This window comes from Amycolatopsis vastitatis, assembly GCF_002234595.1.
GTDB lineage: Bacteria > Actinomycetota > Actinomycetes > Mycobacteriales > Pseudonocardiaceae > Amycolatopsis > Amycolatopsis vastitatis.
In genome coordinates this window covers 1-16,795 of record NZ_NMUL01000016.1, presented here as the reverse complement: position 1 = coordinate 16,795, position 16,795 = coordinate 1, and the positions used below count along the sequence as shown (strand labels likewise).

Annotated in this window: 14 protein-coding genes; 6 read left to right on the top strand and 8 right to left on the bottom strand. The window is 70.9% G+C overall.

Annotation, left to right across the window (positions count from 1 at the left end; all coding sequences use genetic code 11):
- Nucleotides 1-43 precede the first annotated feature (43 nt).
- Nucleotides 44-1,450, top strand: coding sequence for an FAD-dependent monooxygenase (locus CF165_RS18120; protein ID WP_093948720.1), 1,407 nt, complete (start codon nt 44-46; stop codon nt 1,448-1,450).
- Between the two features lie 74 nt (nt 1,451-1,524).
- Here the strand turns inward: CF165_RS18120 and CF165_RS18115 are convergent, their stop codons facing one another.
- The 3 genes from CF165_RS18115 to CF165_RS18105 are packed head-to-tail and all read right to left on the bottom strand — an operon-like array spanning nt 1,525 to nt 3,911.
- Entirely contained in the window at nt 1,525-2,463 is a 939-nt protein-coding gene (locus CF165_RS18115) for a CHAD domain-containing protein (RefSeq protein ID WP_093948719.1), read from the bottom strand.
- 25 nt (nt 2,464-2,488) lie between these two features.
- Nucleotides 2,489-3,475 (bottom strand): 2,3,4,5-tetrahydropyridine-2,6-dicarboxylate N-succinyltransferase, encoded by a 987-nt coding sequence (dapD, locus tag CF165_RS18110; protein WP_093948987.1) that lies wholly within the window; start codon nt 3,473-3,475, stop codon nt 2,489-2,491.
- Between the two features lie 28 nt (nt 3,476-3,503).
- Entirely contained in the window at nt 3,504-3,911 is a 408-nt protein-coding gene (locus CF165_RS18105; protein ID WP_093948718.1) for a hypothetical protein, read from the bottom strand.
- A gap of 44 nt (nt 3,912-3,955) precedes the next feature.
- Between CF165_RS18105 and dapE the strand changes: the two genes are divergently transcribed.
- Together dapE and CF165_RS18095 are read left to right on the top strand one after the other, a co-directional pair.
- Nucleotides 3,956-5,014 (top strand): succinyl-diaminopimelate desuccinylase, encoded by a 1,059-nt coding sequence (dapE, locus tag CF165_RS18100; protein WP_093948717.1) that lies wholly within the window; start codon nt 3,956-3,958, stop codon nt 5,012-5,014.
- 127 nt (nt 5,015-5,141) lie between these two features.
- A complete protein-coding gene (locus tag CF165_RS18095) occupies nt 5,142-5,945 on the top strand; it encodes a DUF3152 domain-containing protein (protein WP_093948716.1) in 804 nt (267 codons plus the stop codon).
- On the opposite strand, the gene CF165_RS18090 is transcribed toward CF165_RS18095, so the two are convergent.
- The 4 genes from CF165_RS18090 to CF165_RS51230 form a co-directional block, all read right to left on the bottom strand.
- Nucleotides 5,942-6,985, bottom strand: coding sequence for a chitinase (locus CF165_RS18090; protein ID WP_167441495.1), 1,044 nt, complete (start codon nt 6,983-6,985; stop codon nt 5,942-5,944). The two genes, CF165_RS18095 and CF165_RS18090, sit on opposite strands and share 4 nt — an antisense overlap.
- Nucleotides 6,986-7,109: 124 nt before the next feature.
- Nucleotides 7,110-8,702, bottom strand: a complete 1,593-nt coding sequence (locus tag CF165_RS18085) for a M28 family metallopeptidase (RefSeq protein ID WP_093948714.1) — start codon at nt 8,700-8,702, stop codon at nt 7,110-7,112.
- 28 nt (nt 8,703-8,730) lie between these two features.
- A complete protein-coding gene (locus tag CF165_RS18080) occupies nt 8,731-11,010 on the bottom strand; it encodes a M4 family metallopeptidase (RefSeq protein ID WP_205660898.1) in 2,280 nt (759 codons plus the stop codon).
- A gap of 85 nt (nt 11,011-11,095) precedes the next feature.
- Complete coding sequence (locus CF165_RS51230) at nt 11,096-11,266, bottom strand: hypothetical protein (protein ID WP_158226798.1); 171 nt, start codon at nt 11,264-11,266, stop codon at nt 11,096-11,098.
- 425 nt (nt 11,267-11,691) lie between these two features.
- Here CF165_RS51230 and CF165_RS18070 point away from each other — a divergent pair, with 425 nt between their 5' ends.
- The 3 genes from CF165_RS18070 (at nt 11,692) to CF165_RS18060 (ending at nt 16,379) form a co-directional block, all read left to right on the top strand.
- Nucleotides 11,692-12,477 carry an LOG family protein gene (locus CF165_RS18070; RefSeq protein ID WP_093948712.1) on the top strand — a complete coding sequence of 262 codons (786 nt, stop codon included), beginning with the start codon at nt 11,692-11,694 and terminating at the stop codon, nt 12,475-12,477.
- Nucleotides 12,477-13,061: an LOG family protein gene (locus tag CF165_RS18065; RefSeq protein WP_093948711.1), complete on the top strand. Its 585-nt coding sequence runs from the start codon at nt 12,477-12,479 to the stop codon at nt 13,059-13,061. The genes CF165_RS18070 and CF165_RS18065 overlap by 1 nt, the downstream gene beginning before the upstream one ends.
- Before the next feature lie 216 nt (nt 13,062-13,277).
- On the top strand, nt 13,278-16,379 hold the full coding sequence (locus tag CF165_RS18060) for an AfsR/SARP family transcriptional regulator (RefSeq protein WP_093948710.1): 3,102 nt from the start codon (nt 13,278-13,280) through the stop codon (nt 16,377-16,379).
- A gap of 91 nt (nt 16,380-16,470) precedes the next feature.
- Here CF165_RS18060 and CF165_RS51225 read toward each other — a convergent pair.
- Nucleotides 16,471-16,795: hypothetical protein (locus CF165_RS51225; protein ID WP_158226797.1), on the bottom strand; the 325-nt coding region annotated here is incomplete at its 5' end.

The window sequence follows — 16,795 nt, the reverse complement described above, 5'->3', positions numbered from 1 at the left end:
CTGAATCAAGATTCACTGAATCCTAATTCACTGAGAGGGCGACATGGACACACGGGTGCTGATCGCGGGGGCGGGACCGACCGGGCTGACACTGGCCATCGAGCTGGCGCGGCGGGACGTCCCGGTGCGGATCATCGACAAGGCCGAGACGTACTTCGCCGGATCACGCGGCGACGGCCTCCAGCCACGCACGATGGAGGTCTTCGAGGACCTCGGCGTGCTCGACGCGGTGCTGGCGCAGGGGGCCGCGCCGGTCCCGACCCGCGTCTACGTCGGCGGCAAGCTGGTCGACGAGCGCTTCATGTTCGACGTCGTCGAGCCGACGCCGACGACTCCGTACCCGGGGGCGTGGTTCCTCGGCCAGTCGCAGACCGAGGGCATCCTGCGCGACCGGCTGGCCGAGTTCGGCGTGCGCGTCGAGCTGAACACCGCGCTGACCGGGTTCGAGCAGGACGCCGACGGCGTCACGGCGACCCTGAGCACGGGCCAGACCGTGCGGTCGGCCTACCTGGTCGGCGCCGACGGCGGCAAGAGCTTCGTGCGCAAGGCACTGGGGATCGCCTTCGAAGGCACCACCGACGAGTCGATCCGGATGCTGCTCGGCGACGTCCGGGCCGACGGCCTCGACCGCGGCTACGGGCACCGGTTCGGCGCGACGGACAACCCGATGCGGGGCATGATGTTCAGCCCGCTGCCGGGCACCCCGCACTTCCAGTTCGGGTCCCCGCTCGGCGACGGCGACCTCGACGCCGAGACGGCGCTGCCTGCCGTGCAGGCCCGGCTCGACGAGGTCACCGGCGGCGGCATCACGCTGTCCGACCTGGCCTGGTCGACGGTGTGGCGGCCGAACGTGCGGCTCGCGGCGCGGTTCCGTGAAGGCCGCGTCTTCCTGGCCGGCGACGCGGCGCACGTCCACCCGCCGACCGGCGGCCAGGGCTTGAACACCGGCATCCAGGACGGCTACAACCTGGGCTGGAAACTGGCCGACGGCTCGCCGGAGATCCTCGACAGCTACGAAATCGAACGGCGGACCGTCGCCGCCCGGGTGCTTGGGATCACGACCGGGCTGATGCAGAAGTACGTCGACGGCGACGAGGACGCGGACCGGCGCGGCGAGGAAACCCAGCAGCTGGACATCACCTACCGCGGCGGCCCGCTGTCGCCGGCGGGCACGGGGTCCCTGCGGCCGGGCGACCGCGCGCCGGACGCGCCGCTGGTGGACGCGAACGGCAAGCGCGTCCGGCTGTTCGAGCTGTTCCGCGGCCCGCACGCCACCGAGCTGGTCTTCGGCGACGGCCCGGGTGAGGGCTACCGGATCCTGCCCGCGGGCAGCGTCGCGACGGGCACTGACCTGGTCGACGAGGGCGGCCACGCCTACGCGGCCTACGAGGTCGAGGGCGGCCGCCGGGTGCTGATCCGACCCGACAACTATGTCTGGTCGATGTCCTGAGAGAGCTCGCCGGAGGTCATGAAAGAGTCGTTCATGTCGCCGGACGTCATGAAAGAGTCGTTCATGACGTCCGGTCAGGCGTGCAGGGCCCTGGCGGCGGCGTCGACCGCTGCCCAGGAGTCGCGCCAGGCCGCGCGGGCTTCGGCGCGGCGGGCCAGCTCGCGCTCGGCGATCCGGCCGGCGACGAACCCGACCGGTCCGTCGGCGGACTCGAGCACCGTCCGCATCCGCTCGGCGGCGATCACCGCGTCCTGGTGGTCGCCCAGCACGGTCTGGAAGTCCTTCGTCGCCTTGAGCAGGTCCTTGATCCGCGCGGCCTGCTTCTTCTTCGCCGACGTCTGGGCCAGCTCGGCGGCGTAGCGGAGCTTCTTGCCGTGGATGCGCAGGGCGTGCAGGTCGTCGTCCGGCGGGTCGGCGGGCAGCGCGCGGACGGCCTTCGCGAGCTTGCGGTGCGGCTTCGCCAGCCCGGCGATCAGGTCGTGCGGCCGCTCCGCCGCCGCGGCGGCCGCGTCCCGCTCCCGGGTCAGCAGGCTGACCTCCTGCAGCAGCGTCGAATAACGGGCGCTGGACAGTGCCCTGGTCAGCCGCCGCTTCGCCGTCGCGCGTTCGGCGACGAACCGGGACACCAGACGGCGGCCGGGGGCCTGGTCACGGACCTCGAAGCCGGCGATGACCTCACGCAGGTGCCCGATGAGGACGTCGTAGTCCCGCACCTCGCCGAGGGACTGGCCGAGCCAGCCCAGCTCCGCGCGCACCGGCTCGGCACCGTCCCCGACCAGCGTGCCGGACAGCTTGAGGACGCTGCGCATCCGCCGCAGGGCGACGCGCATCTGGTGCAGGTCCTCGGGGTCGGCGCCCGAGCGCGTGCCGGATTCGTGGGCGAGCAGGGCGCGGATCTCCCGGTCCAGCTTGGCCCGGACGTGACGGGCCGCCGGATCGGCCGGGCGCGCCTCGACGGGCGCGTCCGGCAGACCCAGGTCAGCGGGAGTGCGAGGCAACGATCCGGCGGTCACCTCATGAATAGTAGGTGAACAAACCTCAGTCGTTGGCGTGCAGCATCGCGTTCAGCTCGATGCCGGAGCCGGTCCGCGGCACGACCTCGACCGCGCCGGTCGCCGAGTTGCGGCGGAAGACCGCGCCCGAGATGCCGTTGAGCTCGCGGGCCTTGACGACCTTGCCCTCGACGACGACCTTCGTCCCCGCCGTCACGTACAAGCCGGCCTCGACGACCGAGTCGTCGCCCAGCGAGATCCCGACGCCGCCGTTCGCGCCGATCAGGCAACGCTCGCCCAGCGAGATCGTCTCCTTGCCGCCGCCGGACAGCGTGCCCATGATCGACGCGCCGCCGCCGACGTCCGAGCCGTCGCCGACCACCACGCCGGCCGAGATGCGGCCCTCGACCATCGACGCGCCGAGCGTGCCGGCGTTGAAGTTGACGAAGCCCTCGTGCATCACGGTGGTGCCGGACGCCAGGTGCGCGCCGAGCCGCACGCGGTCGGCATCGCCGATCCGGACGCCGGACGGCAGGACGTAGTCCACCATCCGCGGGAACTTGTCGACGCTGTAGACGGTCACCGCGCCGCGGGAGCGCAGCCGCAGCCGCGTCGTCTCGAAGCCTTCGACCGGGCACGGGCCGTGGTTGGTCCACACGACGTTGGCCAGCAGGCCGAACATGCCGTCGAGGTTCTGGCCGTGCGGGCGGACCAGCCGGTGCGAGAGCAGGTGCAGCCGCAGGTACATGTCGTGTGTGTCCGCGGGCGCGTCGGCCAGCCTGCCGATCGTGGTGCGGACGGCGACGACCTCGACCCCGCGGTCGGTGTCCGGGCCGAGCAGCGCCTCGGCGGCCTCACCGAGCAGCTCGGTGGCCTCTTCGTCGCTGAGCCGCTCGGTGCCGGGCGTGCCGCCGCCTTCGGTCAGCTTGGGGTGCGGGTACCAGGTGTCGAGGACCGTCCCCCCGGGGGTGACGGTGGCCAGCCCGACGCCGCTGGCGCCGGTCGTTTCGGGGTTCGGGCTCTGCTCGCTCACGGCCTTCACCGTAGTGGAGTGACGTGGATCAACCACTCGTGGGCCGCGCGTCTACCTGCTTCTTCAGGCCCGAGAGCGCCCCGGCGATGTCGACCAGCGCCTGCGAGCACGTGCCGCCGGGGGACGGCACGGTGGTGCAGCCCGCGCCACGGAACTCCCCGACGGCCTTCTCCAGTCCGTCGGCCTCGGCGGACAGCTGCGGGTCGCGGTCGTCCGCGCGCTTGCGGGCCGCGCCCGGCACGTTCGCCACCTCCGTGACGTACTTCTCGCAGCCCTTCGGCAGCTGGGTGCGCGGGCTCGCGTAGCACTGGTCCGCGGTCAGCGCGTCCAGCTTGGTCGGGAGCGCGTCCGGGCCGGGCTCGCCGCCCTGCTTGGGGGTCGGGCCCGCCTCGTTGCCGCAGCCGGACAGGACCAGGACCAGCAACGCGCCGCCCACGGCGACCGGGAACCTACGCACACCCTCACGGTAGCGTGCCGGGCATGAGTCTCGACCTGCACGCCGATCCCGTGGACCTGACCGCGGCACTGGTGGACGTCTTCAGCGTGTCCGGGTCGGAGGCCGAACTCGCCACCCTCGTGCAGGAGGCGCTCGAGAAGCAGGCGCCGCACCTCGAAGTCGTCCGCAACGGTGACGCCGTTCTCGCGCGGACGAACCTCGGCCGCGCGTCGCGGGTCGTGCTCGCCGGGCACCTCGACACCGTGCCGGAGAACGGCAACTTCCCTTCGCGCCGCGACGACGAGTTCCTGCACGGCCTCGGCACGGTCGACATGAAGGGCGGCGACGCGGTCTTCCTGCACCTGGCGGCGACGCTGCCGGAGCCGAAGCACGACGTCACCTTCGTCTTCTACGACAACGAAGAGGTCGAAGCGGTCAAGAACGGCCTCGGCCGGATCGAGCGCGAGCTGCCGGAGTGGCTGGCCGGTGACCTGGCGATCGTCGGCGAGCCGTCGAACGGCGTGATCGAGGCGGGCTGCCAGGGCACCATGCGCGTCGAGCTGCGGTTTTCCGGCAAGCGCGCGCACACCGCGCGGGCGTGGATGGGCGAGAACGCGATCCACGCGCTCGCCGAGCCGCTGCGGCGGCTGGCGGAGTACGAGCCGCGGATCGTCGACATCGACGGGCTGACCTACCGCGAGGGCCTGCAGGCGACGGCGGTCGGCGGCGGGGTGGCGGGCAACGTCGTCCCGGACGCGGCGGTCCTGACGGTCAACCACCGGTTCGCCCCGGACCGCGACCCGGCGGCGGCCGAGCGGCACCTGCGCGAGGTGTTCGACGGTTTCGAACTGTCCGTCGTGGACCTTTCGCCGGGTGCGCTGCCGGGCCTGTCCGCGCCGGCGGCGGCGGAACTGGTGGCGGCCGCGGGCGGGCGGGCGGCGGCGAAGCTGGGGTGGACGGACGTCGCGCGCTTCGCGGCGCGCGGCATGCCGGCGGTGAACTTCGGCCCGGGCGACCCGACGCTGGCGCACACGAAGCAGGAGAACGTCCGGATCGCGGAGATCCGCCAGGTCACCGACGTCCTCCGCACGTTCCTGACCTGAGCTCGAGTGGCGGTCGTCACACTCGGGGGTGCTGAGCTGCGGTGACGCTCCGGGATCGGACGTCACCGCAACTTTTCTCCGCCGCGGGCCGTATTCCCTGGGGATACGTGAAGCCGCAGGAGGACCCATGCCGAAAAGCGCGAGACGGGCCGCGGCCGTCGCCGTGCTCGCCGTGGCGGTGTGCGGGGCCTTGGCCGCCTGCGAAGGGCAACCCGTCGCCGCGCCCGCGGCCGGTCCGATCGTCACCGCCATCGGGGACGCCACCTCGGTCGCGCCGCCGCCCGCCGAACGTGAGCCCGTCGTGCAGCCCGCGCCCGTCGAGGTCGCCATCACGTTCCCGCAGACCGGATCCGGCCAGTGGATGTTCACCCCGGGCAGCGACGAGGTCGCCGGCACCCGGGGCAGGCTCCTGCGCTACCGGATCGCGCTGGAGACCGACATCGACGGCGTCGGGCCCGTCGACTTCGCCCGGCAGATCCGCGGGATCCTCGGCGACCCGCGTGGCTGGACCGCCGGTGGCCAGTGGCGGCTGCAGCAGGTCGGGCCCGAAGACGCCGCCGACTTCACCATCTACCTGGCGACCCCGGCCAGCCGCGACAAGCTGTGCGGCGGCACCCCGGACGGCTACACGTCCTGCCGCAACGGCAGCAACGTCGTGCTCAACGTCGCCCGCTGGGCCAACGCCGTCCCGAACTACGGCGCCCCGATCGACGTCTACCGCCAGTACATGGTCACCCACGAAACCGGGCACCGGCTCGGCCAGGGCCACGAGCTGTGCCCGGGGCCGGGACGCCCGGCGCCGGTGATGGAGCAGCAGACTCTGGGGCTGCACGGCTGCGTCCCGAACCCGTGGCCGTTCCCGGACGGCGACCGTGAGTACGCCGGCCCGCCGGGCGAGTACAACGACCCCATCCCGGCCGGTGCCTCCTAGCGGCCTTGCAACGACTTCACGTTGTTGCCGAACGTCCAGCCCTTCGAGCCGTCCCAGTTGATCGACCAGTCCATCAGGCCCTTCAGGCCCGGAACCGAGCGCCACGCCTGGGAAACCAGGCTGGGTGACATGTACCCGCCGCCCGCGCCGGGCTGCGCGGGCAGGCCGGGGACCTGCTTGTCGTAGGGGACGCGGATCGTCGTGCCCTGCACGACCAGGCCCTGGTTCAGGCACTGCGTCTGCACGGTGAAGCCCTGCACGGTCCCGGCCTGGTACGAGTCGCCGTGGCAGCCGTACATCGAGCCGTTGTAGTACTGCATGTTCAGCCACCACAGCCGGCCGTTGTCCGCGTACTTCTTGACGATCGGCAGGTACGCGCCCCAGATCGAGCCGTAGGCGATGCTGCCGCCGGTCACGTACGCGGTTTCGGGTGCCATGGTCAGCCCGAAGTTCGACGGCATCTTCGCGAGCACGCCGTCGATGATGCGGATCAGGTTCGCCTGCGACGCCGAGAGGGTCTTGATGTTCCCGCTGTTCGTCAGCCCGGTCTCGATGTCGATGTCGATCCCGTCGAAGTTGTACTGCTTGAGGATCGGCACGACCGTGGCGACGAACCGGTCGGCCACCGCGGACGAGGACAGGTCGATCCCGGCGGCCGCGCCGCCGATGGACAGCAGGATCGTCGCGCCCGCGGCCTTCGCGGCGCACATTTCGGCGGGCGTGGACACCTTGACACCGGCGTCCATCCCGTTCTCCCACAGCACGGTCCCGTCGGAGCGGATCACCGGGAAGGCGGCGTTGACGACGTTGTAGCCGTGCTGCGCGATGCGGCTGTCGGTGATCGGGACCCAGCCCAGGCCGGGGTGGACGCCGTTCGCGGCGCCGTCCCAGTTCTCCCAGTACCCCTGGAGGACCTTCCCGGCGGGCCGCGACTTCACCGCGCAGGTGTCGGCCTGCACCGCCCCCTGCGCGGGCGCCGTCACCAGCAGCGGGACGGCGAGCAATGCCGTCAGAAGGGTTCCGAGCCAACGGGTTCGCATACGGGATCCATCGTCGTTGAGGGGCGTTCGCCCACGATAGGAGCCGCGGGAAACCCCTGGCTACCGACGATCGGGTGGTCTAGACAACCGGGGTGCCCCGGTGAGGGGCACCCCGGTCAGCCGGTCAGACGGTCAGCGTCCAGGAGGACAGGTAACCCGTGTCGGCCGGGCCGACGTCCTTGATCTGCAGCTTCCACGCGCCGTTCGCGGCTTCCGAAGAGGCGTTGACGGTGTAGGTGGTGTCGAGGTTCGGCGTCGAGTCGCTGCTGGAGTTCTTCAGCCGGTACGCCGTGCCGTCCGGGGCGACGAGGTCGATGACCAGGTCACCGCGGTAGGTGTGGGTGATGTGCACCTCGACCTTCGTGGTGCCGGACGCGTTGCGCGCGCAGCCGACGTTCGCCGTGCTGCTGACCGCGGCACCCGGGTAGTCCGGGATGTCCAGCCGCGTCGAGGTGGTCACCGGGGCGCACGACGAGCTGCCGACCCCGAGCGAGAACGACGCCGTGTGGTCGGCGTTCGCGCCGTCGGCAGTCACCGTGACCGGGAAGGTGCCGGTCGGCGTGCTCGACGACGTCGTGATGGTCAGCGTCGAGGAGCCGCCCGAGGAGATCGTCGCCGGGTTGAACGTCGCCGTCGCGCCCGCCGGCAGACCGCTCGCCGACAGCGTGACGGACTGCGCCGAGCCGGACGTCGTCGTGGTGCTCACCGCGACCTGGAGCGACTGTCCGGGTTGGACAGTCCCGGACGTCGGGTTCACCGCGACCGAGAAGTCGTTGCCCTGCGGCGCGGCGACAGCCAGCTTCCAGAGCGCGTAGCCGATGGCGTCACTGTTCTTCTCCAGCGGCGCGTCCGGGATGTTCGCCGTCGTGTCGCAGGCGCGGTGGTAGCAGTTGTCGAACGGCGAACCCGCCGTGCCGCCCCACTTCTGCGCCTGCGCCGAGCTCTTGACGTCGCCGGCGCCGGTGGCCAGGCCGCCGACCGGGATGCCCGCGCTCTTGAAGGACGCGTGGTCGGACCGGCCGTCGCCTTCGCTGTCCCCTTCGGTCGGGATGCCGATCGAGGAGAAGTACTCGTCGAAGATCGCCTTGACCGAAGCGACGTCGTCGTAGACGAAGTAGCCCCAATTCTTGGAGCCGATCATGTCGAAGTTGAGGTAGGTCTTGATCTTCGTGCGCTCGGCGCCCGGCAGGTTGTTGACGTAGTACTTCGAGCCGACCAGGCCGGACTCCTCGTCGGCCCACCAGCCGAAGCGGACGCGCTTGGCCATCGCGGGGTTGGTGCGGGCCAGCGTCAGCGCGACTTCGAGGATCGACGCGCTGCCCGAGCCGTTGTCGTTGATGCCGGGGCCGGCGCTCACGCTGTCGAGGTGCGCGCCGAGCATGATCACCTGGCTCGCGTCGCCCTGCGGCCACTCCGCGATCAGGTTCTGCGACTGCCCGAGGCAGCTGGTGCAGGTCTGCCGCGTCGTCGTGTACCCGGCGTTCTTGAGCAGGTTTTCCACATAGGACACCGAGGCCGCGTAGCCGCCGCCGCGGGCCGAGCGCGTCCCGCCGTTGTTGTTCGCGATGGTCTGCAGCTGGTTGAGGTGGGTCTTGACGTTGGCCAGCGAGATGTCCGGCGCGGCGAGCGTGGTCGCGCTTGCGGTCGGCGCGCTCACGACACCCAGCACGGCGGCGAGGGCGGTGACCCCGGCGCCGAGTCGTGTCTTCCACTTCATGGCGGTGAATTCCTTCGGTGGGGGTGGGTCAGACGGTCAACGTCCAGGAGGAGAGGTAACCGGTGTCGGCGGGGCCGACGTCCTTGATCTGGAGCTTCCACGCGCCGTTCGCTGCCTCGGACGAGGCGTTGACGGTGTAGGTGGTGTTGATGTTCGGCGTGGAGCTGCTGCTGGAGTTCTTCATGCGGTAGCTGGTGCCGTCCGGGGCGATCAGGTCGAGGACCAGGTCACCGCTGTAGGTGTGGGTGATGTGCACCTCGACCTTGGTGGTGCCGGACGCGTTGCGCGCGCAGCCGGCCACGGTGTTGGTGCTGCTCACCGCGGCACCCGGGTAGTCCGGGATGTCGAGCCGCGTCGAGTTGGTCACCGCCGAGCACGACGAGCTGCCGACGGTCAGCGCGTACTGCGCGGTGTGGTCGGTGCCGGTTCCGTCGGCGGTGATGGTGATCTGGCTGGTGCCGTTCGGGGTCGACGCCGTCGTCGCGATGGTCAGCGTCGAGGAACCACCCGAGGAGATCGTGGCCGGGCTGAACGTCGCGGTCGCGCCGGCGGGCAGGCCCGAAGCGGACAGCGTGATCGACTGGGCCGCGCCGGAGGTGATCGCGGTGCTGATCGTGGTGGTCGTCGAGGCGCCCGGCTGCACCGAACCGGCCGCCGGGTTCAGCGCGACCGAGAAGTCCGGCCCGCCACCACTGCACGAGGCCGGCTCACCGCTGACGGCGGGGACGGAAACGGCGTCCCACGCGGCCTTGGTGGCGGTGTATTCGGTGCAGCTGCCCCGGAAGAGCGCGATCGCGGCTTCGAGGGTCGCCTTGCGGGCGGCCTTGTGGTTCCACGACGAGGTCTTCTTCAGCAGGCCGTTGTAGAAGATCTTGCCGGCCTTCTGGATGCCGACGCCGGTGACGCTCGAGCTGTTGCAGGTCGGGCTGGCCGGCTTGCCGCCACCCGGGTTCGAGCCCTCGGCGAGCAGGTAGAACCAGTGGTTCTGCGGGCCGGCCGCGGCGTGCACCTCGGTGCTCGGGATCGACGACGAGTAGCAGTTCGGGTCGCCCACCTTCGACGGCTGGTACATGTAGCGGATCGGGCCCTGGCCGACCAGGTTGACGCCCTCGCCGACCTCGTAGTCCGGGGTGTCCTTGGCGTTGTTCGCGTACGCCTCGGTGAGCGCGCCGAAGATGTCGCCGGTCGACTCGTTCAAACCGCCGTTCTCGTTGCCGGAACCGGCACCGCCCGGGGTGAACTGGAAGACGCCGTGCCCGAACTCGTGTCCGACGACGTCCATCGACGTGGCCTGGCGCTGGTTGTCCTGCGAGTGCCCGAAGTGCGTCGAGGAGCCGTTCCAGTAAGCGTTGACGTCGGACAGGCCGACGCTCGCGGGATAGCCGGTGCCGCTGCCGTTGATGCCGTTGCGGCCCAGCCAGTCGGCGAGCATCTTCCACTCGGTCTGGACGCTGTAGAGCACGTCGACGCAGCCGGTTTCGAGGTCGGTGCCGGAGCCGTTGCCCCAGTTGTCGTCCGGCCCGCTGTAGACCGAGCCGCCCTCACGGCCGCAGCTGATGCCGGTGCGGCCCGGGTCGCGCATCGTGTACGTGCTGCCGGACTGCGTGGTGTCGATGGAGACGTTGCCGGCGTAGTAGCTGTTGCCGGCGCCGGCGAGGTTCACCGTGCCGGGCCGGTCCTGGCGCTTCGCGCCGGAGTCGAACGTCTTGACGTCGTCACGCTTGTCGAGCACCGCGCCGGTCGCCGCGTCGACGAAGACGTGCAGGTTGCTCGGTGCCGTGGCGGTGCGCCCGGCGACGACGACCTCGTAGGCCAGCTTCGGGCTCGTCCCGGCCAGCACCACCTTCTCCGGCGCGCTCACATTGTCCACAGTGGCCAGTTGAGCGCGCGCGGTGGCGGCGGCCTTCGCGGCGTCGACGAGTGCCTGCGTCCCGACGGTGATCGGCGCGGTCTCCGCCGAGCTGGTGCCGCGGACGCGTCCGGCGCCGTCGGCGACGACGACCGCGTCCCCGCCCACGACCCGCAGGCCCTGGTAAGTGCGCTGGTAGGCGCCGTAGAAGAGGCCGCCACCCCCGGCGGTCAGGCCGATGCGCCGGAACGCTTCGGCCGGGCCGCGGCGCAAGGCGTCGAGCCCGCTCGCGGCGGCTTGGTCGGCCGCGCGGGCGGCTGTGTTTTCGGGGGCGGCAGGGGCTTCTCCGGCGGCGGGCTGGGCTGAGGGTGCCGCGCTCGCCGGGGTCACCGGTAACGCGAGCGTCATGGCGAGCCCGGCGGCGGCCGCCAAGCCCGTGCTGAACCCACGATAGGTCATCGAGGTCTTCCTTCCATGAAGGCAGAATCGAGGTCCGGTAAGGGGAAGAGGGGAGATATGCGTCCGGACGCATCCGAGTAAAGGATCAGTGGATCGGGGCGTCAATGCGCCGAACGGACCAACAGTACGTTCCGGATTCACGGATCAATTCGTACAAACCACGCCGCAGCAGGGGATTCTCGCCGCGTTCCGCACCGGAACGACTTTCGTAGGGATTGTCCGCGACACCATCCGAACGCCGGACGATCTCGATCATCGGGATTCGTTAGTACAGCTCAGGAAACGAACCAACCCACCCACCGTGTCGTCCTCCCCATCACGAGTGATGCCCCCTCAATCACGCGAGATGCCCCTTCAATCACGTGAGTTCCGGCTCCGATCACGCGAAGCACGGTCACCGGAGGGGCATCGCCCGTGATCGGAGGGGCATCACGCGTGATTGGAGGGGCATCACGTGTGATGGGGAGGACGACACGGGCGTGCGAGTCGGCCTGCGCCGGCAAGGCCGTCGTTCGGCGAGTGACGCCGGTCTCCACAGTGGACCGGACGGCGAAGAGACGCACTCGTCCGGATGAATTCTCCGGCGATCCGCGTTCATGGCCCGGTAACGGGCCCGCCATCGCCCTCGCCTCTCCAGCGCTTCTCGCCTTCTCCCTGACGGGCAGGCCGTAGCATGGCGAGGTGAGTGAACAGTCTGAATGGCCGGACGGCCAGTACCCCGAACGCCCGGTAGAGCGCCACAAGGGCCCGGTGGTGCTCCGCCGCGACCGCCGCGACCAGGGCAGCACCACCGACCAGCGGCTCCTGGACTCGCGCGGCCCGAGCGACTGGGTGCACACCGACCCGTGGCGCGTCCTGCGCATCCAGGCTGAGTTCGTCGAGGGCTTCGGCGCGCTGGCCGAGGTGCCGCGCGCGGTCACCGTGTTCGGCTCGGCCCGCACCAAGCGTGACAACCCGGAGTACGAGCTCGGCCGCAAGATCGGCGGCGCCCTGGCCAACGCCGGGTTCGCGGTGATGACCGGCGGCGGCCCCGGCGCGATGGAGGCGGTCAACCGGGGCGCGGCCGAAGCCGGCGGCTTCTCCGTCGGCCTCGGCATCGAGCTGCCGTTCGAGCAGGGCCTGAACCCGTGGGTCGACCTCGGCGTCAACTTCCGGTACTTCTTCGCCCGCAAGACGATGTTCATCAAGTATTCGCAGGCCTTCATCTGCCTGCCCGGCGGCTTCGGCACGCTCGACGAGCTGTTCGAGGCGCTGACCCTGGTGCAGACGAAGAAGGTCACGAAGTTCCCGGTCGTGCTGTTCGGCAGCGACTACTGGGGCGGGCTCTACGAGTGGATCAAGAACGCCGTGCTGGCCGAGGGCAAGATCAGCCCGCACGACCTGGACCTGCTGTACGTCACCGACGACATCGACGACGCCGTCCGCGTCGTGCAGGAGTCCTACCAGGCGTGGGAGGACACGCACTGATGCGCCGGATCTGCGTTTTCTGCGGCTCGTCGATGGGCTTCTCGCCGCGCTACGCCGAGCAGGCGGCCGCGCTCGGCAAGCTGCTGGCCCAGCGCGGCATCGGCCTGGTCTACGGCGGTGCGAGCGTCGGCACGATGGGCGTCGTGGCCGACGCCGCGCTGGCCGCGGGCGGCGAGGTGGTCGGCGTGATCCCGGAGGCGCTCTCCAGCGTCGAGATCGCCCACGCCGGGCTGACCGAGCTGCACGTCGTCGCGGACATGCACGAGCGCAAGGCCAAGATGGCGGCGCTGTCCGACGGCTTCCTCGCGCTGCCCGGCGGCGCGGGCACGCTGGAGGAGCTGTTCGAGGTCTGGACGTGGGCGCAGCTCGGCCTGCACGGCAAGCCGATCGGCCTGGTGGACGTCGACGGCTACTACGCGCCGCTGCTGGCGTTCGCCGACCACATGGTGACCGAGGGGTTCGTCAAGCAGGACTACCGCGAGCTGCTGCTGGCCGACGCCGACCCGGCGGTGCTGCTGGACCGGTTCGAGACGTACGAGCCGCCGGCCCCGCCGAAGTGGGCGAAAGAACCGCCGGGGATCTGATCGACACGGCCGGAGAACCCGGCTGAACTCGGAAAACCGCCCGAACGGCCTAGCCGCATGCTCCACAAAATCTCCACTCCCGGGTGATCAAGGCAGGTATCTTGAGGGTGTCGAGCCCTGGTCGACGTGCCCGGTGAGCCGCTCGCGTGGCCTCGTCCCCGGAGTTGCTCGCGCGTCCCCTGAGCGAGACACCGTCACGTCTCTGGGGGAGCGTCAATGGAAATTCGGGTACTCGGGCCGATTGCCGTGTACGAGGGCGACCGGGCGATTCCGCTGGGCGGGCCGAAACCCCGGACGTTGCTCGCCCGGCTGGCGCTGGCCACGGGCCGGGTCGTTTCCGTCGAGCGGATCATCGAAGCACTCTGGGGCCCCGACGCCGCGGACCGCGCACGGGCGTCCGTGCACACCTACCTTTCGACGCTGCGCCGCATCCTCCTCCAGGGCAGCGGCGGCCAGGAGGTGATCGTGCGCGGGCCGGGCGGCTACCGCCTCGCTCCCGGCGCCGCGCACCTCGACCTGCACGTGTTCGAAACGCGGGTGCAGGAGGGCCAGGAGGCGGCCTCGGCCGGACGGTTCGCCGAGGCGGTGCCCCTTTTCAGCGAAGCGCTCGCGCAGTGGCGGGGAGTCGCGCTCGAAGGTGCCGAGGGAAGCTGGGCCGACTCGGAGCGCAGCCGGCTCGCTGACCAGCGGCTCGGCGTCCTGGAGGACTGCTTCGCGGCGCGGCTCGTCGTCGACGGCGGCGCGGAATCGGTCGGCGAGCTGTCGGCGCTGGTGGCCGAACACCCGCTGCGGGAGCGCCTGCGCGGGCACCTGATGACCGCCCTGTTCCTGAGCGGACGTCAGGCGGACGCGCTCGCCTGCTTCCACAAGGGCAGGGAAGTGCTGGTCGACGAGCTCGGGGTGGAACCCGGGCCCGAACTGCGCGCCGTGCACGAGCGCATCCTGCGTGGCGAGATCGCGCTGCCGGCCGAGGTTCGAGGCTTCTCCCGCCCGGCTGCCGAGCCCGAGGCCTCGCCGGATCGCACCGACTTCGTCGCGGTCCCCCGGCAGCTGCCTCCGGACATCGCCGACTTCACCGGCCGCACGGGCGAGGTCAAGCAGCTGATGGACCAGTTCGTGAGTGGCGTCGTCCCCTCTGGGCTGCGGGTCTGCGTGATCTCCGGCAAGCCGGGCTCGGGGAAGTCGACCCTGGCCGCGCACGTGGCCCACCGCCTGCGGCCGTGGTTCGACGGCGGGCAGCTCCACGTGAACCTCCGCGGGGTCCAGGCGGTCGCTGCCCAGCCCGGCGAGGTGCTCACGCGGTTCCTGCGTGCCTTGGGGATCGCCGACCGGGCGATGCCCGCCGACCTCGACTCCCGCGTCGAGCTGTACCGGACCCTGCTGGCCGATCGCAAGGTCCTGATCGTGCTGGACGACGCCGCCGACGAACGGCAGATCCGGCCGCTGCTCCCGGGCGGATCGACGTGCGCGGTGGTCGTGACCAGCCGCAACCGGCTGGCGGTGCTGGAAGGTGCCCGGCACGTCGACATGCGGGTACTGGGCGAGCACGAGGCGATCGAGCTGCTCGGCAAGCTGGCCGGCGCGGACCGGATGGCCGCGCAACCGGCCCAGGCGCTGGAGATCGTGCGGCTGTGCGGGTTCCTGCCGCTGGCGGTCCGGATCGCGGGCGCCCGGCTGGCCGCCCGGCCGGGATGGTCGTTGAACAGCCTCGCCCAGCGTCTGCGGGTCCAGCACCGGCTGCTGAACGAGCTAACGATCGGTGATCTCGAGGTCCGGGGAAGCGTGACGCTGAGCTATGTCGGTCTCGGCATGCAGGAGCGCGTCGCGCTCCGCCGGCTCGGCTGGCTGGGCACCGGGGACTTCGCCCACTGGCTCGTCACGGCACTGCTCGCGGAATCGGCGGAACGAACCGAGCGGATCATCGAGAACCTGGTCGACGCGCAGCTGCTCGACATGGTCGGGGCGGACGGCTCCGGCGCCGTGCGCTACCGGCTGCACGATCTGGTCCGTGCCTTCGCCCGCGAACGGGCGGACGAGGAAGAGGACGTCGCCGAGGCCGTGCTGGCGGCCGGCCGGGTCGCCGAGATCGCGCTGCGGCTGGTGGAGCGCGCCGGCGCGAGGATCCCCAGCGGATCCACGCACGCCGGCACGCCGGCCCAGCCCGCGGAGTTCGCCCAGCTGCCGGTGAACACCGTCGAGACGATCGTGGGTGATCCGGCGGCCTGGATCGACGCGGAGCTGACCACGCTGGTCGACCTGGTCGAGCGATGCGCGGAGCTCGATCTCGTCGACGTGGTGACCCGGCTGACCACCGCACTCGCTTCGACGTTGTCCTCGCACAACCGCTTCAGCGAGTGGTGGCGCACCCACTCCGTCGCGATCGAAGCGGCTCGCCGAGCCGGCGACCGGGCCAGTGAGGCACGGCTGCTGTCGGGACTGGGCTGGCTGCGTTCCGAACAGGATCGCTACGGGGAGTCCGTCGAGTTCCACGAACAGGCGCTGGCCGCCTTCATCGACACGGGCGACGTCGAAGGAGAAGGGCTGACCCGGCTCGAACTGAGCCTGGTCCAGCGTGACCAGGGCCTGCTGTCCGACGCGCTCGCCTCGCTCGACGCCGCGATGCCGGCGTTGACGCGGACGGGCAACCAGCTCTACCTGGCCCGCGCCGTGCACAGCCGTGGCTCGATCCTCACCGAGCTGGGCGACCTCTCCGCGGCGGTGCGAGCCTGCGAAGACGCCGTAGCCGCATACCGGCGGCTGGGCGACGACTGGGCCGAGGCGCTCGCGTTGCGGTCTCTGGGTGTCGCCCACCGTGCGAACGGTCAGCTGACCGAGGCTGCCGAGTACGGCGAGAGGGCGTTGGAACGCCTGAAGACCTTCGACAATCCGACCATGGTGGCCTACGCGGCCCAGTCGCTGGCCAAGGTCCGGATCCGGCAGGGGCTCGGAGCGTCCGTGCGCGAATCCCTCCGCGAGTGCCTGACCGCCCGCCACGAGATGCAGGACGGCTTCGGGCAGGCGCTGATGCTGCGGACGCTCGGTGAGCTCGAACTCGCCGAAGGAGAGCTGACGGAAGCGCACACGTACCTCGTCCGGTCGCTGGAGTGGTGGACCGCGCTCGGCGTCCCGCTGTGGCAGGCTCGCACCTTGCGTGACCTCTCGACGGTCCTGGACGGCCTGGACAGACCGCAGGAAGCGGATCGCGCCTGGACGAAGGCCAGTGCGATTTTCGAACGTCATGGCAGCCGGGAAGCGCGAGAACCACGGCGGCGCTACGTCGCGCCGTCCGTGGCGAAGCGCTCGACCAGCCGGAACTGAACCGGCTTTTCGGGTCCCGGGTGGCGGAGCCCCGATTGTCACCGAGCGGGAGTGGGCCCCGGCCCCCCGGCCCGGGGCCCACTCCCTGGTCTCAGCCGATCTGGACCACGCGGTCCCGGTTCTGGACGTGCTTGACGTCGCCGCCGGTCGCCATGGCGAGCCAGGGGCCGTCCAGTGCTTCCTTCATAGCGAAGTTGCCGTCGAGCACGGCGCTGATGTTGCCGCCTTCGAGCTGCCATTCGGTGGCGCGGCCGTCCGGGTTGAGCACGTGCCAGGTGCCGTAGACGTCGTCCTTGGCGAGGATGGCACCGGCGCTGTTGCTGAAGGCGATCCGGTTGCCGTTCAACGCGATCTGCTTCGCGTCGCCGCCGGTGGCCATGGGCAGCCAGCTGCCGTCGAGCGTTTCCTTCATCGCG

Coding starts and splice junctions, on each gene's coding strand:
- CF165_RS51230 (WP_158226798.1), bottom strand. CDS start 11,266: ATGATCGAGATCGTCCGGCGTTCGGATGGTGTCGCGGACAATCCCTAC.
- CF165_RS18060 (WP_093948710.1), top strand. CDS start 13,278: ATGGAAATTCGGGTACTCGGGCCGATTGCCGTGTACGAGGGCGACCGG.
- CF165_RS18085 (WP_093948714.1), bottom strand. CDS start 8,702: ATGAAGTGGAAGACACGACTCGGCGCCGGGGTCACCGCCCTCGCCGCC.
- CF165_RS18065 (WP_093948711.1), top strand. CDS start 12,477: ATGCGCCGGATCTGCGTTTTCTGCGGCTCGTCGATGGGCTTCTCGCCG.
- CF165_RS18080 (WP_205660898.1), bottom strand. CDS start 11,010: ATGACCTATCGTGGGTTCAGCACGGGCTTGGCGGCCGCCGCCGGGCTC.
- CF165_RS18120 (WP_093948720.1), top strand. CDS start 44: ATGGACACACGGGTGCTGATCGCGGGGGCGGGACCGACCGGGCTGACA.
- dapE (WP_093948717.1), top strand. CDS start 3,956: ATGAGTCTCGACCTGCACGCCGATCCCGTGGACCTGACCGCGGCACTG.
- CF165_RS18090 (WP_167441495.1), bottom strand. CDS start 6,985: ATGCGAACCCGTTGGCTCGGAACCCTTCTGACGGCATTGCTCGCCGTC.
- CF165_RS18095 (WP_093948716.1), top strand. CDS start 5,142: ATGCCGAAAAGCGCGAGACGGGCCGCGGCCGTCGCCGTGCTCGCCGTG.